22 protein-coding genes are annotated in these 21063 nt (G+C 53.2%); 17 read left to right on the top strand and 5 right to left on the bottom strand.

All coding sequences use genetic code 11. The annotated features are described in order from the left end of the window. The first annotated feature begins 2 nt into the window (after positions 1-2). Complete coding sequence (locus KNP77_RS06970) at positions 3-818, top strand: ZIP family metal transporter (RefSeq protein WP_214889567.1); 816 nt, start codon at positions 3-5, stop codon at positions 816-818. 51 nt (positions 819-869) lie between these two features. On the opposite strand, the gene pruA is transcribed toward KNP77_RS06970, so the two are convergent. After that, a complete protein-coding gene (gene pruA / locus KNP77_RS06965) occupies positions 870-2414 on the bottom strand; it encodes an L-glutamate gamma-semialdehyde dehydrogenase (protein ID WP_214889565.1) in 1545 nt (514 codons plus the stop codon). A gap of 170 nt (positions 2415-2584) precedes the next feature. Between pruA and KNP77_RS06960 the strand changes: the two genes are divergently transcribed. The 3 genes from KNP77_RS06960 to KNP77_RS06950 all read left to right on the top strand — a co-directional run bounded on the left by KNP77_RS06960 (position 2585) and on the right by KNP77_RS06950 (position 5455). Then, positions 2585-3388 (top strand): hypothetical protein, encoded by an 804-nt coding sequence (locus KNP77_RS06960; protein ID WP_214889563.1) that lies wholly within the window; start codon positions 2585-2587, stop codon positions 3386-3388. Positions 3389-3400: 12 nt separating this feature from the next. After that, a complete protein-coding gene (gene bcp / locus KNP77_RS06955; protein ID WP_070328593.1) occupies positions 3401-3838 on the top strand; it encodes a thioredoxin-dependent thiol peroxidase in 438 nt (145 codons plus the stop codon). Between the two features lie 240 nt (positions 3839-4078). Beyond that, positions 4079-5455: an alanine/glycine:cation symporter family protein gene (locus KNP77_RS06950; RefSeq protein ID WP_214889561.1), complete on the top strand. Its 1377-nt coding sequence runs from the start codon at positions 4079-4081 to the stop codon at positions 5453-5455. Between the two features lie 36 nt (positions 5456-5491). Here the strand turns inward: KNP77_RS06950 and KNP77_RS06945 are convergent, their stop codons facing one another. Next, positions 5492-7195 carry a methyl-accepting chemotaxis protein gene (locus KNP77_RS06945; RefSeq protein ID WP_214889559.1) on the bottom strand — a complete coding sequence of 568 codons (1704 nt, stop codon included), beginning with the start codon at positions 7193-7195 and terminating at the stop codon, positions 5492-5494. A 215-nt stretch (positions 7196-7410) separates the two neighbouring features. Between KNP77_RS06945 and gatC the strand changes: the two genes are divergently transcribed. From gatC to KNP77_RS06910, 7 genes are all read left to right on the top strand, one after another. Beyond that, complete coding sequence (gene gatC / locus KNP77_RS06940) at positions 7411-7701, top strand: Asp-tRNA(Asn)/Glu-tRNA(Gln) amidotransferase subunit GatC (protein WP_016509877.1); 291 nt, start codon at positions 7411-7413, stop codon at positions 7699-7701. Positions 7702-7712: 11 nt separating this feature from the next. Next, positions 7713-9155 carry an Asp-tRNA(Asn)/Glu-tRNA(Gln) amidotransferase subunit GatA gene (gene gatA / locus KNP77_RS06935; RefSeq protein WP_214889556.1) on the top strand — a complete coding sequence of 481 codons (1443 nt, stop codon included), beginning with the start codon at positions 7713-7715 and terminating at the stop codon, positions 9153-9155. Between the two features lie 11 nt (positions 9156-9166). Next, positions 9167-10597, top strand: a complete 1431-nt coding sequence (gene gatB, locus KNP77_RS06930) for an Asp-tRNA(Asn)/Glu-tRNA(Gln) amidotransferase subunit GatB (protein ID WP_070328598.1) — start codon at positions 9167-9169, stop codon at positions 10595-10597. 62 nt (positions 10598-10659) lie between these two features. Then, positions 10660-11661: a diacylglycerol kinase gene (locus KNP77_RS06925; RefSeq protein WP_131464130.1), complete on the top strand. Its 1002-nt coding sequence runs from the start codon at positions 10660-10662 to the stop codon at positions 11659-11661. Between the two features lie 95 nt (positions 11662-11756). Further along, on the top strand, positions 11757-13118 hold the full coding sequence (gene rlmD / locus KNP77_RS06920) for a 23S rRNA (uracil(1939)-C(5))-methyltransferase RlmD (RefSeq protein ID WP_214889541.1): 1362 nt from the start codon (positions 11757-11759) through the stop codon (positions 13116-13118). A 71-nt stretch (positions 13119-13189) separates the two neighbouring features. Further along, entirely contained in the window at positions 13190-13726 is a 537-nt protein-coding gene (locus tag KNP77_RS06915) for a GNAT family N-acetyltransferase (protein WP_035386431.1), read from the top strand. Between the two features lie 115 nt (positions 13727-13841). Further along, the gene (locus KNP77_RS06910; protein ID WP_251138971.1) at positions 13842-14318 is read left to right on the top strand and encodes a DM13 domain-containing protein; all 477 of its coding nucleotides are present in this window, start codon (positions 13842-13844) and stop codon (positions 14316-14318) included. Positions 14319-14421: 103 nt separating this feature from the next. Here the strand turns inward: KNP77_RS06910 and KNP77_RS06905 are convergent, their stop codons facing one another. From KNP77_RS06905 to KNP77_RS06895, 3 genes are all read right to left on the bottom strand, one after another. Beyond that, on the bottom strand, positions 14422-15141 hold the full coding sequence (locus KNP77_RS06905) for a Fic/DOC family protein (protein ID WP_070328602.1): 720 nt from the start codon (positions 15139-15141) through the stop codon (positions 14422-14424). Then, positions 15141-15329 (bottom strand): antitoxin VbhA family protein, encoded by a 189-nt coding sequence (locus KNP77_RS16075; protein ID WP_035386432.1) that lies wholly within the window; start codon positions 15327-15329, stop codon positions 15141-15143. Before KNP77_RS16075 ends, KNP77_RS06905 begins: the two co-directional genes overlap by 1 nt. 146 nt (positions 15330-15475) lie before the next feature. Beyond that, on the bottom strand, positions 15476-16435 hold the full coding sequence (locus tag KNP77_RS06895; RefSeq protein ID WP_214889525.1) for a DUF5692 family protein: 960 nt from the start codon (positions 16433-16435) through the stop codon (positions 15476-15478). 219 nt (positions 16436-16654) lie between these two features. Between KNP77_RS06895 and KNP77_RS06890 the strand changes: the two genes are divergently transcribed. From KNP77_RS06890 to KNP77_RS06865, 6 genes are all read left to right on the top strand, one after another. Further along, positions 16655-17257, top strand: a complete 603-nt coding sequence (locus KNP77_RS06890; RefSeq protein WP_214889523.1) for a TetR/AcrR family transcriptional regulator — start codon at positions 16655-16657, stop codon at positions 17255-17257. A 97-nt stretch (positions 17258-17354) separates the two neighbouring features. Further along, on the top strand, positions 17355-18362 hold the full coding sequence (locus tag KNP77_RS06885; protein WP_214889519.1) for a tRNA dihydrouridine synthase: 1008 nt from the start codon (positions 17355-17357) through the stop codon (positions 18360-18362). 133 nt (positions 18363-18495) lie between these two features. Beyond that, the gene (locus KNP77_RS06880; RefSeq protein WP_214889516.1) at positions 18496-18666 is read left to right on the top strand and encodes a hypothetical protein; all 171 of its coding nucleotides are present in this window, start codon (positions 18496-18498) and stop codon (positions 18664-18666) included. Between the two features lie 32 nt (positions 18667-18698). Then, positions 18699-19190 carry a hypothetical protein gene (locus KNP77_RS06875; protein WP_214889514.1) on the top strand — a complete coding sequence of 164 codons (492 nt, stop codon included), beginning with the start codon at positions 18699-18701 and terminating at the stop codon, positions 19188-19190. A 97-nt stretch (positions 19191-19287) separates the two neighbouring features. Next, complete coding sequence (locus KNP77_RS06870) at positions 19288-19968, top strand: response regulator transcription factor (protein WP_214889510.1); 681 nt, start codon at positions 19288-19290, stop codon at positions 19966-19968. 1 nt (position 19969) lies between these two features. Beyond that, positions 19970-20971 (top strand): sensor histidine kinase, encoded by a 1002-nt coding sequence (locus KNP77_RS06865; protein ID WP_214889506.1) that lies wholly within the window; start codon positions 19970-19972, stop codon positions 20969-20971. The last annotated feature ends 92 nt before the right edge of the window (positions 20972-21063 follow it).

Below are 21063 nucleotides of genomic sequence, written 5' to 3'. Positions count from 1 at the left end.
CGATGTGGGACGGGGTGGCTCAACTGAGCCCGGCCGTGCAAGCCTTGCTCGGGACGTTGTTCACATGGGGCATGACGGCGCTCGGGGCGGCTGTCGTGTTCACAACGAAATCGATCAATCAACGGCTGATGGACGGGATGCTCGGATTTGCCGGCGGGGTGATGATTGCCGCCAGTTTTTGGTCGCTGCTCGCGCCGGCGATCGAGATGGCAGGACAGGACGCTTGGCCGGCCTGGTTCCCGGCCGCGGTCGGCTTTTTAATGGGCGGATTCTTTTTATGGGGCATCGATCAACTGATTCCGCACCTTCATCCGACTTCCCCGCTCAGTGAGGCGGAAGGGATCGGCCCGTTCAAACGAAAGCGCAGCACGTTGCTCGTCTTAGCCATCACGTTGCACAACATACCGGAAGGGCTAGCGATCGGGGTCGCGTTCGGGGCGGTCGCGGCTGACTTTCCATCGGCCTCGTTGACGGGTGCCATCGCGCTAGCGATCGGGATCGGGATTCAAAACTTTCCAGAAGGCGTGGCGGTGGCGCTGCCGTTAAGGAGGGACGGGATGTCACGACGAAAGAGTTTTTTCTACGGACAGCTGTCGGCCGTCGTCGAGCCGGTCGCCGCCTTATTCGGCGTTTGGGCGGTGTTTGTCATGGAGCCGCTACTGCCGTTCGCATTGAGCTTTGCCGCGGGGGCCATGATTTTTGTCGTCGTCGAAGAAGTCATCCCGGGGTCGCAAGAGAATGGCCATAAGGACTTGGCATCGATCGCCTTGATGCTTGGATTTACCGTCATGATGATTTTAGACGTGGCGTTAGGGTGAGGCCGACACAGAAAAAAGGCACGACGGGATGTCCCGTCGTACCTTCCTGGATTAAAACGTCTCTGACGTCGTTTTCGCTTGCATGTGGAGCTGGATGTAATCCGGCCCGCCTGCTTTTGAATCGGTCCCTGACATGTTGAAGCCGCCGAACGGCTGATAGCCGACGATCGCGCCTGTGCAACCACGGTTGAAGTACAAGTTGCCAACGTGGAAGTTTTGGCGTGCGTATTCTTGGTTCGAGCGGTCACGCGTCAGCACAGCGCCCGTCAAGCCGTACTCGGTGTTGTTGGCGATGTCGATCGCTTCTTTGAAGTCTTTCGCTTTCGTGAAGGCGACGATCGGCCCGAAGATCTCTTCTTGCATGAGACGTGCTTTCGGTGCCACGTCGGCGACGACCGTCGGCTCGACGAAGTAGCCGGTCGAGTCGTCCGCTTTACCGCCCGTGACGATGCGTCCTTCTTCTTTCGCGATGTCGAAGTACGACGTGACCTTCTTGAACGCGGCCGCATCGATGACCGGTCCCATGAAGTGCTCGTTCTGCTCGGTGTTTCCGACTGACAGTTCGTTCGTCAATTCGATGACGCGGTCGAGCACCGTGTCATACACGCTATCGACGATGACGGCGCGTGAACAAGCTGAACATTTTTGTCCGGAGAAACCGAACGACGATTTGACGATCGACTGGGCCGCGAGTTCGAGGTCCGCTGATTCGTCGACGACGATCGTGTCTTTTCCGCCCATCTCGGCGATGACGCGTTTGAGCCAGATTTGGCCATCGTTCAACTTCGAGGCGCGCTCGTTGATGCGCAGACCCACGTCGCGTGAACCAGTGAAGCTGATGAAGCGAGTCTTCGGATGGTCGACGAGGTAGTCGCCGACTTCAGCGCCCGGTCCCGGGATGAAGTTGAGGACGCCTTTCGGGAGACCCGCTTCTTCCATGACCTCGACGAATTTCGCCGCGACGATCGGTGTCGTCGAAGCTGGCTTCAAGAGGATCGTGTTACCGGCGACGATGGCCGCGACGGCCGTCCCTGCCATGATCGCGAACGGGAAGTTCCATGGGCTGATGACGATCCCGACCCCGAGTGGGATGTAGTCATAGCGGTTGTACTCGCCCGGGCGACTCTCGACTTTCTTACCGGGTTTAAGTTCGAGCATTTGACGCGCATAGTACTCCATGAAGTCGATCGCTTCCGCCGTGTCCGCGTCCGCTTCGTTCCAAGGCTTGCCCGCTTCTTTGACGAGGTAGGCCGAGAACTCATGCTTCCGTTTACGGACGATGTTCGCCGCTTTGAACAAGACGTCGGCACGGACTGACGGGTCGACGTGACGCCACGTGTCGAACGCTTTGAGCGCTTCTTGCATCGCACGTTCCGCGAGTTCTTGGTTCGCTTTCGAGACGTGTCCGATGACTTCGTCTTTATTGGCCGGGTTGTAAGACGTGATCTTACCTTCCGTCGTCACTTTTTCCCCACCGATCACGAGCGGATAGTCCTGACCAAGCTCCCCGTTCACTTTCTCGATCGCCGCTTGAATCAAGCCAGCGTTCTCTTTGTTTGTAAAGTCTGTGAATGGTTCATGTTTGTATGGAATCATTCTCGTTCCCCCTTAAAGTGATTATGCAGTTAAGCGCTTACGTCTGTATTGTATCGGAATTCTTCATGAAATCCTAGTGAAACAATTTTCCGGAAAAGCGTGTCGTTTCCGCTCTAAATTCAGTCGTGGTAGGATGGTGAAAAGAGATCGATCGAGGAAGGAATGATTGGATGAGAAAATGGATGTTGCCGCTGGCGCTCACACTCATGCTCGGCGCTTGCGGGAATGAAGAGGCAGCACCGGTCGAAGAGACGAAACGACCGCTCCCGGACGAGGTCGAGACGGTGTATGAATCGTATCAACAAGCGCTCCGTGACGGGGACGCCGAGGCGCTCGCAGACATCGACTACGCTGCTGCCCGGACCGACATCCCGGCGACGGGTGCCGTGACGCGTGACTTGACGCCGGGTGACATCGTCGAGAGTTGGGTGAACGAGGACGAGGACGTCGCCTATATCGTCCATGAGATGGAGGATGGTGACGGGAACGAACTGCCGAACCGGCTCGCCAAAGTCGCGATCAAGGAAGGCGACGATTGGTCGCTCGTCGTCACACCGGCTTTGGTCCCGGCTGACGTGATCGGTGAGGTCGGGGAGTTGTTGACGGGGATCGAAGCGAGCGAGTACGGGGTGAACGCTGAAGCGAACGCCCGTCTCGCCGACGTGCCGGAAGATGAGGCCGGACCGATTTACGACCGGGTCAACGCCCAGACGGACTATGTCGCGCTCGAGGCGGACAATAACGTCTTCTTGCTCATGTCAGAGACGCTCACCGTCCCGGAAAACCAAGTGATCATGACCGATTACTTTAAAGCGTATCAGACGTGGTATATCGATAATGAAGCCGCGCTTCGCGATGCGGCCGCGACGGAAGACCCGGTCGACTATCTCGAAGCACTCGACCCGCTCAAACAAAAACTAGAACAAGCGATCGACGGATATGACGAACAGCTCGTCGACCCGTCGTTCGGATAAGGAGGAAATCAGATGTTAGCACCAACATTTACACTACCGAACCAAAATGGGGACATGGTCGCACTCGAAGATTATCGTGGCCAGAAAGTCGTCCTCTATTTCTACCCGAGAGACGCGACGCCGGGCTGTACGACCGAGGCGTGCGATTTCCGTGATGCCGCACCGAAGATGAGCGGGGCCGTCGTCATCGGCATCTCGGCCGACAGCCAGAAGAAGCATCAAAACTTTATTGAGAAGAACGATTTGCCGTTCGACTTGCTCGTCGACGACACGCATGAAGTGTCAGAGCTATACGGCGTCTGGCAGTTGAAGAAGAATTACGGCAAGGAATATTACGGCATCGTCCGCTCGACGTTCCTCATCAACGAGGACGGCTATATCGAAGAGGAGTGGCGCGGCGTCAAAGTGAACGGTCACGTCGACGAGGTCGTCGCGGCGCTCGCCAAATAAGTTGGACCCAACCGATTTCCCAATAGGGGAGGTCGGTTTTTTTGATGAAGTGAATCGTTACATTTTTATTTCAAATACTAAAGTCGGAAACAGGATAAAACCGAGCGTTGAACAGATATATTACAAAAACATTACGCGGAATCGGTATGATTTCACCCCGCGTCAACTTGACGAAGTTGTGAATGTTCTGAAAAATATAAACCAGCAGTCAAGCGAATACATACATAGGGGGAACATCACGTGAAGCAGTTTGAAAGTTGGGTGACGAGTCTATCGAACCTCGTCTGGGGACCACACTTGCTCATATTATTAATCGGGACGGGCATCTTCTTGACGTTCCGGCTCGGATTCATCCAAGTGACACGGCTCGGGTTCGGCTTGAAAGAAGCGTTCATCCCGAAGCAAAAGACAGGCGTGGAAGCCGAAAAACGAAAACGGCAACGTGGGGACATCTCCCACTTCCAAGCGCTCATGACGGCGCTCGCGGCGACGGTCGGTACCGGCAACATGGTCGGGGTCGCGACCGCGATCGTCCTCGGAGGACCGGGTGCGATCGTCTGGATGTGGCTGAGTGGCTTCATCGGCATGGCGACAAAATACGCCGAGGCGATCCTTGCCGTCAAGTATCGTACCGTCGATGAACGGGGCGAGGTTGCCGGCGGCCCGATGTACTATTTAGAACACGGGCTTAAAAAACGTTGGCTCGGCATGACGTTCGCCTTGTTCGCCTCGATCGCCGCGTTCGGTATCGGCAATGGCGTCCAGACGAACTCGATCAGTTTAGCGCTGAACACGTCGTTCGGTGTCCCGATGGTTGCGACCGGTATCATCATGATGGTCCTGACGGGGTTCGTCATCCTCGGTGGCGTCAAATCGATCGGGAAAGTCGTCGGGATTTTCGTCCCGGTCATGATTTTCGCTTACGTCGGGGCCGGGCTCGCCATTTTAGTCATGAACTTTGACTTGATCCCGTCCGCATTCGCGACGATCTTCTCGAGTACGTTCAGTGCCGAAGCAATCGGCGGCGGGGCACTCGGTGCCGCGATCCGTTACGGTGTCGCGCGCGGCGTGTTCTCGAACGAGGCTGGGCTAGGGTCGGCACCGATCGCGGCCGCGGCCGCGAAGACGGATTTCCCGGGACGGCAAGCGCTCGTCTCGATGACACAAGTGTTGATCGACACGCTCATCGTCTGTTCGATCACCGGGTTGACGATCGTCATGGGTGGTCAGTATACGGAAGGGCTACAAGGCATCGAGCTGACGCAAGCGTCGTTCGCTTACTTCCTCGGCCCGATCGGTGAACTCATCGTCACGATCTCGCTCGTCTTCTTCGCCTTCTCGACCGTGATCGGCTGGTGTTATTACGGGGAACGCTCGGTCCATTACCTGCTCGGGGAGCGGGCGATCGTCCCGTACCGGATGGTGTACATTGTTGTCGCCGGACTCGGTGCGATGACGACGAACTTGAACTTGATTTGGGCCGTCTCCGACGTCTTCAACGGTCTGATGGCGATTCCGAACTTGATTGGGCTGTTGTTCTTGTCGGGTGTCGTCGTCGCCGAGACGAAGCGGTTCGAACTTGAGATACGGAAAGAGCGGCAACAGTCGGCCGCATGACAAAGGACGCATTCCCGAGGGAGTGCGTCCTTTTATTTACACTTTAAATTGGCCGATCAACTCGCTCAACTCGTCCATCTTCCGTTGCGACTCTTCGGTGACACGGTTCAACTCACTGAACCGGTCGACCGACAGCGTCACTTTCTCGGCGATGTCTTGCGTCCCGAGCGCCCCGTTATTGACCGTCACGGCGACGTCTTGAATGACGCCGATCATCCCGGACGTCAATTGTTCGAGTTCGGTGGCCGCTTCGGCGAATTCAGAGGCGGTCGCCTCAAAGCGCCCGGCGTCTTCGCTGTAGCGTTCGGCGGCTTCTTCGAGCTGGTCGTAATCTTTCAATACGTTCGTATCGAGGAAACCGAGCATCTCGCTCGACGTCTCGTTCAAATGGTCGACCGAATGGAGCACGGTCGTCGAGATCGCTTGGATCCGTTCGACGGTCGTCCGGCTCGTCTCGGCCAGTTTACGGATCTCGTCGGCGACGACGGCGAACCCGCGTCCCGCCTCACCGGCTCGTGCCGCTTCGATCGAGGCGTTGAGCGATAACAGGTTCGTCTGCGCCGCGATGTCTAAAATATCGTTCGTGAGCGTCGCGATCTCGCGGACGGCTTTGGCGTCATGCATGGCCCGTTCGAGATTGTGCCGTGTCGAGGACAAGACGTCGATCGCTGACGCCTTCGCTTCGACGGCGTGGCTGCGGAGCGCCATGGCTCGGGCGTCGACTTGCTCCGCCTCGACTTTTCGTTCAGCCGCCATCGTCACGATGTTGTGAAGCGTTCGTTCCATATCCGACGCGGAGGCGTTCATTTCCTGGGCACTCGCCGCGGTCTGTTGCATGCCGGCCGTCAAGTCCTCGGTCGTTGCGGCGGTCGTCGTCATATACGTATTAAGCGCTTTCAATTCGTCGTACATGCGAGTGGATTGCTCGGTCACCCCGCGTGAGACGCCGTTCACTTGCAAAATGAGCTGGCGCAGGTTGGCGATGAATTGGTTGAAGTCGCGCGCGAGCCCAGAGAACTCATCACGTCGCTTCACCGGGATCGACGTCGTCAAATCGCCTTGGCTCGTGGCGAGTTCGCGCATTTTCACTTTGAACTCGTTCAATGGTTCGAAAATCGAGCGGAAGATGAACACCATCATGAGTACGGTGAAGACGATGGCGGCGATCATGATGACGATGAGCGTGAGTTGGACTTGTGCAAACAACGCTTCACCAGCCTCGGTGTCAGAACGAATCCCATCACGGTTCAAGTTGATGAGGAGACCGAGCGTATTCGACAGGGCGTCTGCGCTCGGCGTGGCCGTGTCCCGGATGTAGGCGTCGGCCGCGGCTTGTCCTTCTTCATTCGAGATGCGAATCAATTCCTCAATGTTTGACTGGAACGTGGTCCATTGTGCCGTCGTCTGATCGAACAGTTCACGGTCGGTCTTGTTGATGATCGTCGACTCATAGCCGGTCAGCTGTTGTTTTAAAATCGTGATGCCGGTCTCAATGCTGATTTCGACATTTTGCTTTGTGACCTCATCCTCGACTAGTGCGTGACGCATCATATGCTGGCGAATCTCGAGCAACTGCTTGTCGACTTGATGAATTTGGTCCATGCCGGGCACCCAAGAGACGTTCATGTCTTGTTGGGCTGCCTTCGAGGCATTCAACGCATAGAATGAATAGCCGCTCACACCGAGTAATAAGACTAACAGGACGGTGAAGGCAACGATCAATTTGTTACGGATTGACATAGTGATCCTCCTCGGGAAATGTTTGCTACTCTCTTAGCATAATGAGAATTGCCCGTGTACCGTATAGCCGTTTTTTGAAACGAGTCAATATTCTAGCGCGATTCCCTAACTTTCAAAAAATGATCATCTTTGACCGGATTGGATTTTCTTTTTTGTCTTATGGAAAAGTGGTATGATAATGAACGATGTATTGAAAACTGTTGGAGGTGGAACCTTTGGCTCGAATCACTGAAGCTGAAGTTCGGCACGTCGCCGGACTCGCCCGACTTGCGATCACGGAAGATGAAGTGACGCACTTCACGGAGCAATTGACAAAAATCCTCGAGTTCGCCGAGCAACTCGATGAACTCGATACAACGGGCGTCATCCCGACGACCCATGCCCTAGATTTGAAAAACGTAATGCGCAAAGACGAGGTCCGCCCGTCACTTCCTCGCGAGGAAGTCGAACGGATGGCGCCTGATTGGGAGAACGGCCAAGTCCGCGTCCCAGCCGTCTTTGAGTAAGGAGGCCCTTCATGACACTATTCGATCACGGTGTAGCCAAGCTACATACCTTATTAAAAGAAGGTGAGGTCACGGTAACGGACCTCGTCAAAGAATCATTTGACCGCATCGAAGCGACCGATGACAAAATCGGTGCTTTCCTCACGTTGAACGAGGACGCGTTCGAGCAAGCGAAACGGATGGACGACCTCGCCAAGACAGCGGACAACCCGCTCTTCGGGTTGCCGATCGGCGTCAAAGACAACATCGTCACGAAAGGGACACGCACGACGTGTGCCTCGAAGTTCCTCGAGAACTTCGTCCCGGCCCATGACGCGACGGTCGTCGAGCGTCTTCACGACGCCGGTGCCGTCACGATCGGGAAAATGAACATGGACGAATTCGCGATGGGTTCATCGAACGAGAACTCGGCGTTCAAAGTCGTCCGCAACCCGTGGAATACTGCGTATGTACCAGGCGGTTCGTCAGGCGGTTCGGCCGCGACGGTCGCAGCCGGACAAGTGCTGTTCAGCCTCGGTTCGGATACGGGTGGCTCGATTCGCCAACCGGCGGCTTACTGTGGCGTCGTCGGCATGAAACCGACGTACGGTCTCGTCTCACGTTACGGCCTCGTCGCCTTCGCCTCGTCACTCGACCAGATCGGTCCGCTGACGCGATCGGTCGAAGACAACGCCTATTTGTTGAACGTCATCTCAGGTCATTGCGACATGGACTCGACGTCGGCGACAGTCGACCTTCCGGACTATACGACGTCACTTCATGGCGACATTAAAGGCATGAAGTTCGCCCTGCCGCAAGAGTTCATGGCAGAAGGCGTGTCAGACGGTGTCCGTAAACAAATCGAACAAGCGGTCGAGACGCTCAAGTCGCTCGGTGCGACCGTTGAGACGGTATCGCTCCCGACTGTGAAATATGCGCTCCCGACGTACTACTTACTCGCTTCATCTGAGGCGTCTTCGAACCTCGCTCGTTTTGACGGCATCCGTTACGGACGTCGCGCCGAGGCCGATGCGCTCGAAGAAGTGTTCACGTATTCACGCGAGCAAGGGTTCGGCGAAGAAGTGAAACGCCGCATCATGCTCGGGACGTACGCGTTAAGCTCTGGTTATTACGATGCGTTCTACAAGAAGTCGCAACAGGTGCGCACACTCATGAAGCAAGACTTCGCGCGCGTGTTCGAGAACTATGACGCGATCATCGGGCCGACTGCGCCGACGACGGCGTTCAAGCTCGGCGAACAACTCGAAGATCCGCTCACAATGTACGCCAACGACATTATGACAATCCCGGTCAACTTGGCTGGTGTACCAGCCATCTCGGTGCCGGCCGGTCTCTCAGACGGCCTCCCGGTCGGTCTACAGATCATCGGGAACCACTTCAGCGAACCAACACTCTACCGCGTGGCCCATGCTTTTGAACAAGCAAACGGCGGTTTTAAGATGCCACAGCTTTAAGGAGGACAACGATGAACTTTGAAACGATCATCGGGATCGAGGTGCACGCCGAGCTGAGCACGAAGTCGAAGATTTGGTGTGGCTGCTCGCGCACGTACGGTGCCGAAACGAATACGCAAACGTGTCCGATCTGTCTCGGACACCCGGGCGTTCTGCCTAAATTGAACGAAGAGGCGGTCAACCTCGCCATCAAGGCCGCGATGGCACTCAACTGTGAAATCGCGACCGATACGAAGTTCGACCGCAAGAACTACTTCTATCCGGATACGCCGAAAGCGTACCAGATCTCGCAGTTCGACCAACCGATCGGCTTTAACGGCCACGTCGATGTCGAAGTCGACGGCGAGATGAAACGGTTCCGTATCGAGCGGGTCCATCTCGAGGAAGATGCTGGGAAGATGAACCATACGGGCGAGAAACATTCGGTCGTCGACTTCAACCGGACCGGCTCACCACTCATCGAGATCGTCAGTGAGGCCGACATGCGGTCACCGAAAGACGCGGTCGCTTACCTCGAACGCTTGAAAGAAGTGCTCTCGTTCGCGGGCGTCTCGGACGTCAAGATGGAAGAAGGATCGCTCCGTTGCGACTGTAACATCTCGGTCCGTCCGTTCGGCCAAGAGCCGTTCGGCACGAAGACGGAGCTCAAAAACTTGAACTCGTTCTCGAACGTCTTGAAGGCGCTCGATTATGAGGAAGAGCGTCATCGTAAACTCCTCATCACGGGCGGCGTCATGCGTCAAGAGACGCTCCGTTTCGATGAGGCGGCGAAGAAGACGATCCTCATGCGCGTCAAGGAAGGGGCGGCCGATTACCGCTACTTCCCAGAGCCGGACCTCGTCCGTCTCGAGATCGACGAGGAGTGGAAAGAGCGCATTCGCAAGACGCTGCCTGAACTTCCGGTCGAACGCCGCGAGCGTTACATGAACAACTATGGCCTGTCGGCTTATGACGCCAAGGCGCTCACGTCGACGCGCGAGTTCTCGGACTTCTTTGAAGCGACGACAGCGGCCGGTGCCGAACCGAAAGCTGCCGCGAACTGGCTCATGGGCGAAGTGCTCGGCCACTTGAACAAGTCGAACGAGACGGTCGAGACGATGAAATTGACGCCGAGCTCGCTCGCGGAGTTGATTCGTTTGATTGGAGAAGGTACAATTTCTTCGAAGATCGCGAAACGCGTGTTCACGGCCATGATCGAGGAAGGCGCCGAACCGAAGGCGTACGTCGAAGCGAACGGTCTCGCCCAAATCTCGGACGAGAACTTGCTACGCGGCTACATCCTCGACTTGTTCGAAGCGCATCCGCAGATGATCGAAGACTTTAAGAACGGGAAAGACCGTGCCAAAGGCTTCATCATCGGGCAGATCATGAAGCAGACGAAAGGGATGGCGAACCCGGCGCTCCTCGATGGCTTGTTCCACGAAGAGATCGCGAAACGTTAAGCAGCAGCGAGGCACTTGTGTCTCGCTTTTCGCTCGAAATGAGCATAGGGGAGAGAAACGATATGCAACGAAAACGCGCACGGGTCATCTATAACCCGACATCTGGAAAAGAAGTGATCAAACGGGAGCTCCCGTATATCTTGAACCGCCTCGAGGATGCGGGTTATGAGACGTCGACGTACGCGACGAAAGCGATCGGTGACGCGACACTCGAAGCCGAGCGGGCCGCGGCGGCCGAGTTCGACTTGATCGTCGCGGCCGGCGGGGACGGGACGTTGAACGAGGTCATCTCGGGACTCGCTCCACTCGATGAACGTCCGACGATCGGACTCATTCCGGTCGGAACGACGAACGATTTCGCTCGGGCGATGCGGATTCCTTTAAACGTCGTCGGTGCCCTCGACGTCATCTGTGACGGCTTCGAGATGCCGGTCGACCTCGGGGAGATCGAAGGCGAGGCGGGAGATATCCATTACTTCATCAATATCGCCGGCGGCGGCATCATGACCGAGTTGTCGTACGAAGTGCCATCGAAGTTGAAGACGGCGCTCGGACAGCTCGCCTATTACGTCAAAGGGATGGAGAAGCTACCGCTCATCAAGCCGACGTATATCGAGCTCGAGCATGACGAAGGGACGTTCAGCGGAGAAGTGATGATCTTCCTCACGTCGAACTCGAACTCGGTCGGCGGCTTTGAGAAGATCTCACCGCACGCGTCACTCAATGACGGCTTGTTCGACTTGTTCATCTTACGGAAATGTAACTTGTTCGAGTTCATCCACGTCGTTCGCTTGTTGCTCCGGGGTGAGCACTTGTCGAGCCCGCTCGTCGAGCACGTCAAGACGGGCCACGTCAAGATGAAGACGACGACGGAGCGGATGAGCCTCAACATCGACGGCGAGTACGGCGGCGAATGCACAGGTGAGATGCGGAACTTGTTCCGTCACTTGACGGTGCTCGCACCGAACGCGCGCATCCGCGAGATGGAAGAGTTGAACGCTCAGTACGAACGCGAACAGATGATCAAGCAATTGTTCAACGTGTCGAATGAGAAAGCAGAATAAGTCGGCTCGGCGTGGCGCTCACGCCGAGCTTTTCGTTGGCCTCTGAACGGGTAATGAACCAATACGTACTTCTCGAATCGGGAAAGGAGAGACTCATGCTACCAGTAACTAAAAACGACCGTCTCGACGTCCACATCCATGACCTCACACACGAAGGGGCAGGCGTGGCACGCGTCGACGGGTATACGTTGTTCGTGCCGAACGCGCTCCCGGGTGAGACGGTCGAAATCATCGTGACGAAGACAAATAAACAGTACGGCTTCGCTCGGTTGATCGAAGTGAAACAAGCGAGCACGGACCGGGTCGAACCGCCGTGCCCGATCTTTTATCAGTGTGGGGGCTGCCAGCTCCAACACTTCAGCTATGACGGCCAGCTCCGCCAAAAACGGGACCGCGTCGTCGAGGCGCTCCAGCGGCTCGGCCAGTTCGACGTCCCGGTCCACGAGACGATCGGGATGCCAGAACCATGGCGTTACCGCAACAAGGCGCAAGTGCCGTTCAAGCAAGAAGGAGATCGTCTCGTCGCCGGGTTCTACCGCCCACGCTCGCACGACATCGTCGAGATGAAGGAATGTCTCATCCAAGACGAACGGAACGATGAGGCTGTCCAAGTCGTCCGCGACGTGCTCGCGGCGCACGGTGTGCCGGCGTATGACGAGAAGACAGGACGCGGCGTCATCCGCCACGTCATGGCCCGTTACGGCTATCACTCCGGTGAACTGATGATCGTCCTCATCACGAAGACGACGAAAATCAAAGGCGTGAACGAGATCGTCGCCGACATCTTGAAACGTCTGCCTGACGTGACGTCGATCATGCAAAACGTCAACCCAGACAAGACGAACGTCATCTTGGGAGCGACGAACAAGCTGCTCTATGGCCACGAGACGATTGAGGATAAGATCGGTGGACTGACGTTCACGATCTCACCGCACTCGTTCTTCCAAGTCAACCCTGTCCAGACGGAGAAGCTGTACGGCAAGGCGCTCGAATATGCGCAGTTGACCGGCACGGAACAAGTCGTCGACGCTTATTGTGGCATCGGGACGATCAGCCTGTTCCTCGCCCGGAAAGCGGCGCACGTGTACGGAGTCGAAGTCGTGCCGGAAGCGATCGAGGACGCGAAACAGAACGCGCTCGTCAACGAGATCGATAACGTGACGTACGCCTGTGGAGCGGCCGAAGATGTCCTTCCGAAGTGGAAGCAAGACGGCATCGATCCTGACGTCATCGTCGTCGACCCACCGCGTAAAGGCTGTGCCGAGTCGTTCCTCGAGACGATGGTCGAGATGGCGCCGAAACGGATTGTCTACGTATCGTGTAACGTCGCGACGCAGGCGCGCGATATGCGTTACCTCGCCGACCGCGGCTACGAATTAGTCGAAGTGACACCAGTCGACATGTTCCCGCATACGGCGCATGTCGAGACGGTGGCGTGGCTTGAAAAAATAGAATAAACTGAAAAAAATGACCTTCGATTTGTTAAAATCGGAGGTTTTTTAGTATCACGTTGGGGAGGAAAGTGCGAATGGAAATTCAGCGGTATATGGAATTAGACATTGACGAGAAATTGAACAATGAGTTAAGTGATTTGTTAGTGGCGTCATTTGAACCCCTCTATCCAAAACGCCGATATTTCAAGCAATTACCTCATCTTCGTCTCCTTGTTTTTGGAGACCGAGGTCAGGTTGTGGGTCATGTCGGGTTAGACTATCGGGTGATGAATTTGAACGGGCATCCGATTCAAGTTCTTGGTGTGATTGATTTATGTGTACAGGAAGATGTGCGTGGTAACGGGATTGGTGAAGCGTTATTGAACGAGGTTATTAGTATAGGAGAGACGAAACAGGTCGATTTTCTCTTATTGTTTGCGGACCGACCCGATCTTTATTTACGAGCGGGATTCAGCCATGTTGACAACGCTTGTTCGTGGCTCCAAATAGACGATGAACGGCAGATGATACGCGGGATTGGGGAAGAATCGTTTGATGAATTGATGATTCGCCCCGTAGGTACGAAGGCGTGGACGGATGGTCGATTGGATCTGTTGGGTTATTTGTACTGAGTGCTCGCAGCCATCATAGGATGGTGAAGGGTTAGAGATTTTCTCATGAAATGGAGCGAAGATGATGCGAACCGTGACAAAAGTGATCCTAGGTATAGTAGGAGTAGCTGTACTTTTGATTGGTTGGTGGCTCATTTCTCCGCTGTTCTTGGAAGAGACGGTTGATGAAGGACTTCCACCGACTTCACTTGATACAACTGTAGAAGAAGGAGAAGCTGAGGAGGCGACGGAACCTCCGGCTTCTGAGGATGATGGAGCCGCTACGGAGTTTACCGACTTGGCAGGGGTGTTCATGGATGGTGAAAAAAATTATGAGACGTCAGGCAACATTCAAACGATTCGTGCAGAAGATGGCGTGTACCTGCGTTTCGAAGATTTCCAAACGACAAATGGTCCCGACTTGTTCGTCTATTTGATTCAGCCGGGGATGGAGACGACAGAAGGGATCAGCCTAGGTTCGTTAAAAGGAAATACTGGGAACCAAAACTATTTAGTCCCTGAAGACGTCGAGCTCACGCAATATACAACGGTCGTGATCTGGTGCCGGGCGTTCGATGCAACTTTTGGTACGGGAGAGTTGAATCCCCAATAATGATCATGCATTCAAAATTTAGGTCGTCGTTTAATTATATTTAAAAATACACAACCTTAGAGAGGCCGGTGAGCGGTTTCTCTAAGGTTGTCTGTTTTTTGAATTATGATTCATGATGGTCTGTAGAGAATGGCTTTTCTTCATAACTAGAAACGTTATACGAACCAATTGTGCGATATTTTTCAGAAGAAGCGTCACTATCTGACAAGCTAGTAGAGACGTCGATAGATAAAGCATCATTTATGATTTTGTGTAAATAGGTCGGATCTGGCGCATCATTGATAGCGGCCATGACGAGTGCATTTCTAAGGTAACCGGCGTTATTAGAAAGCAGTTCTGCATTAAAAGGCAAATTATGATGTTGAGCGAAAAGTTTCATGAAAACAGAAACGGTACGGGTATTTCCTTCACGAAAAGGATGAACCCGCCACAAATCTGTCATTAGCTTAGCGAAATAGACGGGCAGTCGTATATTTTTATGGGTCCATGTGATTTCTTGTTTCCAATCAAAGATAGATGCTAAGTTCGTTTGAATCTGCAAAGAATCACTGTAAACCACAGATAAGCCACCCAAAATTCGCTCATTTTTATAGATATTGATTGAGCGAAATTCGCCGGCCCATTCATATAGTTCGTTGAATAGATGTCGATGGATTTGTTGCAGAGAATGATAACTATCGAAATCCACTTCCGAAATGAGTGACTCGATCTCTAATATGTTTGCAATGATGAGTTGTGCTTCAACATTAATCAGTTGTTGTTCGTCAGTTATCCCAAGTTTATTAATGAGTACATTTGTATGTGGGTAAACATAAGGATCCATTAGGATTGATGTGCTTTCGTATACTGCTCCATAATGGCTTGCTTAAATTGGGCTGAAGTGATCTCACCGTTTTCATATCGATTCAGCAATTTCTGTGTGAAGGGACTTGGTTTTCCCCCGTCGATTGCAGCCATACCAACTGCAAATTTTACTTGCCTTTGACGTTCGATATATGAGTTCTTATCCACTTTTATCACCCTTTTCACTTTGATCAACTTATTTACAATTATATCATACACGTAAAAAATTTTTTGAAGAGCAACTTATTTTGAGCTGCTCTCAGAGCTATCTAAATTTACGTAGCAAAAGACGGGCCTCGTAGCCCGTCTTTTGCTTACAACGCTTTACCGATCGCGGTTTCCCGTTCAGGAACTGCATCTTCACGCAACGCGTTGATTTCTTTGTATTCGTTCGTATCTTTCCACAACTCGTCTTTCAACGGATTGAGTTTGTATTTGACGATGCGCGTCACTTGCCAGACGGCGAGGACGACGTTCAGCGCAAGGCTGAGCAGCGCGATCGTCCAGTTCGCTGCCGGATTATACGACACGCTCACGTTGAACGTGCTGCCGACGGCGAAGAAGTAAGGGAACGTCATGACCCACATCATCCAAAACGTGAGTGTCTGGGCACGGTTTTGCATCCACGTCCCTTTCGCCCAGAGCAGGACAGGAACCGTCGCGGCGATGTTCAAGGCGAACCCTGAATAGAACGCGTTACCCGGTGCACATGAATAGACGTAGGCGATATTCCAGATGCCGTAAGCAACAATCCATAGCTTCGTCTGGTCTGGCCAGAGCATGTCTTTTTTCTTACCGGATGTCGCGAAGATGCCGACCCAGCCGCAGATGAGTAGCAAGTTCAGGATCCCGGCAACGGCGTTCACGTAGTTCCAACCACCCGAGATGTAATTCATCCCGTCGACCATGCCTTCAAATCCCAGAATGCCGACTTGGAATTCTCGAACGACGGCCTCGGCGATATTGAGGGCCAAGATACCCGGCACGAGTATCAAGTACCATGGATGTTTTTTGTGATAATCGGTGAAGCGGATGACCATGTAAATCAAGCTTCCGGCGAGAGCGGAATACACTTTCACCCAGTGAAACCATGATGTGATTTCAGGGTCGGCGGTGAAGAACCAAATCGGGGTCAACACGATCGGAACCGCCATGAACATGAGAATGCTGGCTTTTTTGCTGGACCGGACGATTTCATTTAATCCGATCAACAAGCCGAATACGACGAACCACATGGCGACATTGTACCAAGGAATGGATTCAAAGAAGAACATAAATAACGCCCCTTTCATTTCTAAAGTATTGGTAACGAAACAACAATGAAAAATATGATGTCAATAAACATACCGAACGTTCGTTATGTTTATGTGAAAAGTGTAACAAATTATTGAAATCGTTGTCAATGGAGTTTAGGACGTCACAGGTATGTGTCATAGAACCGTCAAATCATTATGATATAATTAGCCATTATTACGTGAGGAGCGTCGGAGCATATGATGAACGAAGGGAAACAAAAGATAGTAGAGGCGGCGCGAGCGACGATCATCGAGAACGGGATCCAAGGCACGACGCTTCGTGGCATCGCGAAGAAGGCGGGGCTTAGCACGGGCGCCATCTATCACTATTACAATTCCAAAGAGGCCATTCTTTATGATGTGATGGACGAGGGATTGGGCGAGATTCGCCGAATCGCGACCGTGTCGATCGAAGACAAGAAAGAAGCCCGTGACATTATTCAAGAGATTTTCGACGGGATGCAAGACCGCTTAAAAAAAGATGCGGAGAGTCGACTGCAGTTTTACTTGGCCCATGAAGCGATGCTCGGGAACGAGGAGTTACAGAACAAGTTTCGAGAAAAGTACGAGGATTGGATCGACCGGGTGGAAGCCATCTTCGTACGAGCGTACGGTGTCGAGCGAGGTCCTTCGACGCGAGCGGTCGCCGCGTGGACGATGGCAGCGATCGATGGGATGGTGCTCCAAACGTTGCTGCAGACAAATGTTGTCGAGCCGGAACATATGAATCGTGTATTGGAGTACTTGCTGCACGACGGGTTCACGCACTTCTTCAAAATTATTGAGAATGAGGAGCGTTAAGAATTTCGAAAGTATTGTCAGTTGATACATTCCCCCGTCCATAATAGAATGGATAAAGTGATTTTATTGGACCAGAAACGAAAGGGAATGATTCTATATGAACGAAAACTTCTGGCGCGACCTACCGCGTCCATTCTTTATACTTGCCCCGATGGAAGACGTGACTGACGTCGTCTTCCGTCACGTCGTCGCCCACGCCGGCCGACCGGACGTTTTCTTCACCGAATTCGCCAACTCGGACAGCTACTGCCATCCGGAAGGGAAAGGCAGCCTGCGCGGACGCTTGACGTTCACCGAGGACGAACAGCCGATGGTCGCCCACATTTGGGGCGATAACCCGGACTACTTCCGCCAGATGAGTATCGGTATGGCCGAGATGGGTTATAAGGGCATCGACATCAACATGGGTTGCCCGGTGCCGAACGTCGCCAAGCGTGGAAAAGGGAGCGGCCTCATCTTGCGTCCCGACGTCGCGGCCGAACTCATCCAAGCGGCGAAAGCCGGAGGCATCCCGGTCAGCGTCAAGACGCGTCTTGGCTTTTCGAAGCTCGATGAGTGGCGCGACTGGTTGACGCACATCTTGAAGCAAGACATCGCCAACTTGTCGATCCACTTGCGCACGCGCTCCGAGATGAGTAAAGTCGACGCGCACTGGGAGATGATTCCGGATATCATGAAATTGCGTGATGAGATTGCACCGGATACGCTCATCACGATCAACGGCGATATTCTCGACCGCCAGATGGGACTCGAGCTCGTCGAGAAGTATGGCGTCGACGGCGTCATGATTGGCCGCGGAATCTTCAAAAATCCGTTCGCGTTCGAGAAGGAGCCGCGTGAGCACTCGATGGAAGAGCACCTCGATCTGCTTCGTCTCCAGCTCGACCTGCAAGACAAGTTCCAAGAAGACGTGCCGCGTTCGATCTCGAACTTGCACCGGTTCTTCAAGATTTACGTGAAAGGTTTCCGCGGGGCGAGCGACCTCCGTGTGAAGTTGATGGATACGAAATCGACGGATGAAGTGCGAGCGTTGCTCGATGCGTTCGTCGAAAACTATCACAAAGAAGAAGCGGCGCTCGCCGAGGCGGCGTCGACAGTAGAATGATTTTTGAAGGGATTCAGTGTATGCTGGGTCCCTTTCTTGTATGCAAAACAGCAAAAGGAAATGGAATGTAGGAAATGAAACGTTTGATCAGGTTGATTCGTATGAAGTAAATTGAAGGAAGGGGAAGGTGAAAATGAACGAATGGCGTGAATCAGCGGTCGGACTTGGCCTTATTTTCGGAACGGCTGCCGGGATGCTCATCTCTCTATTATTCGGTTTTACGGTTGCATACGGGATTGTTGTCGGCTCGATAGTTGGATATTTGATTGGACTTGTTATATCCATTAGCGCAATGAAACGATAAGTGGTACTTTCACATAATTAGGAGGGTTCAACATGAGTGAATTTCAATTTATAGCGAGTAATCAACCGTTACAAGAAGTCGAAAATCCATACATTGAATACTTATCAATCAATGAAGCCATTAAAAAAGGTGTCGTGTTGCCTGAAATGCTCACGGATGATGAAGAACTCGATCGTGACGAAAAGATTTTGATGCACGTCGAGTCAGAAGAGCAACTCGACGAGATTGAGGTCAAACGAGAACTTTATTATGCAGAGGAAAACGTCGAGGCGTACTCGAAAAAACCGCACGTCGCTGAATTGCGTTGGCGCTACACCGAAACGAGAGCCCAGCAACTCGTTGACTACATCACCGACCACCTGAAGACGGCGGACGAAGTCGAGATTTGGAAAGTATGGGTCGATGAACAGACGGAACCAAGCGTCAAGACAATCACGCGCGACGAGTTGACGATTGATACGTTGCGGTTTTTAGGTGACATCGGATTCGAGCGACCGGAATGTCTTCGGGTGACAAAAGCATAATCTGACCGGACGAGATTTTTCGTTCGGTTTTTTGTTTTGTCTCCTCCTTTGAAAAAAGACTGCTATATTATGAGGAGAACAGTCAGGAGGGAATACCATGCACATTCTAATCGTAGAAGACGACCGGACGATTGCCTCCGGTCTTCAATATTCGCTCGAACAAGAACAATTCACGACGGTGCTTTGCCATAACGTGACAGATGCAACACGAATCCTCGAGCAACAGCTACATACAATCGACCTTTGCTTGTTCGATTTGTCGTTGCCGGACGGGAGCGGCTACGACTTGTGCCGGCTCGTGAAACAAAAACAAGATACGCCGGTCATCTTTTTGACGGCGTTCGATGATGAAGTGAACGTCGTCATGGGGCTCGATATGGGAGCGGACGACTACATCACGAAACCGTTCCGGGTCCGAGAGCTCATCTCCCGAATCCATTCGGTATTGCGCCGCTACAATAAACAAGGTGGTTCGCCCATCTTGACAATCGGGTCAATCGAAATCAACACGCAAGACGCTAAAGTCAAAAAGGGTGGGGAAGACATCTTGTTGACGGCGCTCGAGTATCGTTTACTGCTCATCTTCGGGAGACATACGGGACAAGTGCTGACGCGTGCTCAACTGCTCGACCAGATGTGGGACATGGGCGGAGATTTCGTCAATGACAATACGTTGACTGTCTACATCAAACGGTTGCGCGAGAAGCTAGAGGACGACCCGCAACGCCCGACCTTGATCAAGACCGTGCGTGGCATCGGCTATAAGGTGGAAACTTGATATGCTACGGAATCGAGAAATCCGTATTTATTTGCTGAGTCTTTTTGTGTTAGTCAGCTTAGCTGTTGGTGCGGCGCTGTTCATCTCGTTTGAGGCAACCCTCCTCGTCGCTGTCTTATCGATTGCATTCATTGCGGTGACATATCGCTTCACGGCGTGGCGCTATCGGGAAATCGACCAACTCTCGAGTTACCTTCAAGAGATCAGCAACGGCAACTACAAACTCGACGTCCGTGATAACCGTGAAGGCGAACTTAGCTTGTTGAAGAGTCAAATCTATAAAGTCACGAAAATGCTATCCGAGCAAGGGACTCATCTCGAGGAAGACAAGCAGAAGCTGACGGATGCGATCTCCGACATTTCACACCAGCTGAAGACGCCGCTCACCTCGATGACCGTCATGGCAGATTTGCTCAGTGACCCGCGTTTGTCTGACGAAAAACGCAACGAATTTATTCATAACGTGCAAGTCCAACTCGAGCGGATGGAGTGGCTCGTATCGTCTCTCCTTAAGTTGTCCAAAATCGATGCCGGGACGATTCATTTTAAACGCGAACCGGTGTCTGCCCAAGCATTGATTCAAGCCGCGACAGAACCGCTGCTCGTCCCGATCGATATCAAAATGCAACAACTTCACGTTACGGGAGACCGCGGCGTCACATTCGAAGGGGACGTGAAATGGACGACCGAGGCGCTCATCAACATCTTGAAGAATTGCGTCGAACATACACCGGAACACGGTGACCTGTTCATCGATTTCGGTGAAAATACACTGTACACGGAAATCCTTATCCGCGACACAGGGAGCGGGATTGCTAAACAAGACGTCCCGTATATTTTCCAGCGCTTCTATAAAGGGGCGAATGCGAGCGACGACAGCGTCGGCATCGGGCTCGCGATGGCACACAGTATCATCACGAGCCAGCAAGGTGAATTGTCTGTCCGCAGTGAACTCGGAGTCGGGACCGCGTTTCAGATTCGATTCTACAAAGCGGTCGTCTGACGTGGTAAGTGACTAAACTGTCACTTTCGAGTCACGGACGCGTCACACTCGCTCGGTACACTCAAAGTAGATTAAGTACTGGAGGGTGCAAC

This window comes from Exiguobacterium sp. s142, from assembly GCF_018618455.1.
Classification (GTDB): domain Bacteria; phylum Bacillota; class Bacilli; order Exiguobacteriales; family Exiguobacteriaceae; genus Exiguobacterium; species Exiguobacterium aurantiacum_A.
The sequence above is the reverse complement of the archived record's forward strand: the minus strand, read 5'-3'. Positions and strand labels throughout refer to the sequence as shown.

Coding starts and splice junctions, on each gene's coding strand:
- KNP77_RS06970 (WP_214889567.1), top strand. CDS start 3: ATGTGGGACGGGGTGGCTCAACTGAGCCCGGCCGTGCAAGCCTTGCTC.
- pruA (WP_214889565.1), bottom strand. CDS start 2,414: ATGATTCCATACAAACATGAACCATTCACAGACTTTACAAACAAAGAG.
- KNP77_RS06960 (WP_214889563.1), top strand. CDS start 2,585: ATGAGAAAATGGATGTTGCCGCTGGCGCTCACACTCATGCTCGGCGCT.
- bcp (WP_070328593.1), top strand. CDS start 3,401: ATGTTAGCACCAACATTTACACTACCGAACCAAAATGGGGACATGGTC.
- KNP77_RS06945 (WP_214889559.1), bottom strand. CDS start 7,195: ATGTCAATCCGTAACAAATTGATCGTTGCCTTCACCGTCCTGTTAGTC.
- gatA (WP_214889556.1), top strand. CDS start 7,713: ATGACACTATTCGATCACGGTGTAGCCAAGCTACATACCTTATTAAAA.
- gatB (WP_070328598.1), top strand. CDS start 9,167: ATGAACTTTGAAACGATCATCGGGATCGAGGTGCACGCCGAGCTGAGC.
- KNP77_RS06925 (WP_131464130.1), top strand. CDS start 10,660: ATGCAACGAAAACGCGCACGGGTCATCTATAACCCGACATCTGGAAAA.
- rlmD (WP_214889541.1), top strand. CDS start 11,757: ATGCTACCAGTAACTAAAAACGACCGTCTCGACGTCCACATCCATGAC.
- KNP77_RS06915 (WP_035386431.1), top strand. CDS start 13,190: ATGGAAATTCAGCGGTATATGGAATTAGACATTGACGAGAAATTGAAC.
- KNP77_RS06905 (WP_070328602.1), bottom strand. CDS start 15,141: ATGGATCCTTATGTTTACCCACATACAAATGTACTCATTAATAAACTT.
- KNP77_RS06895 (WP_214889525.1), bottom strand. CDS start 16,435: ATGTTCTTCTTTGAATCCATTCCTTGGTACAATGTCGCCATGTGGTTC.
- KNP77_RS06890 (WP_214889523.1), top strand. CDS start 16,655: ATGATGAACGAAGGGAAACAAAAGATAGTAGAGGCGGCGCGAGCGACG.
- KNP77_RS06885 (WP_214889519.1), top strand. CDS start 17,355: ATGAACGAAAACTTCTGGCGCGACCTACCGCGTCCATTCTTTATACTT.
- KNP77_RS06880 (WP_214889516.1), top strand. CDS start 18,496: ATGAACGAATGGCGTGAATCAGCGGTCGGACTTGGCCTTATTTTCGGA.
- KNP77_RS06875 (WP_214889514.1), top strand. CDS start 18,699: ATGAGTGAATTTCAATTTATAGCGAGTAATCAACCGTTACAAGAAGTC.
- KNP77_RS06870 (WP_214889510.1), top strand. CDS start 19,288: ATGCACATTCTAATCGTAGAAGACGACCGGACGATTGCCTCCGGTCTT.
- KNP77_RS06865 (WP_214889506.1), top strand. CDS start 19,970: ATGCTACGGAATCGAGAAATCCGTATTTATTTGCTGAGTCTTTTTGTG.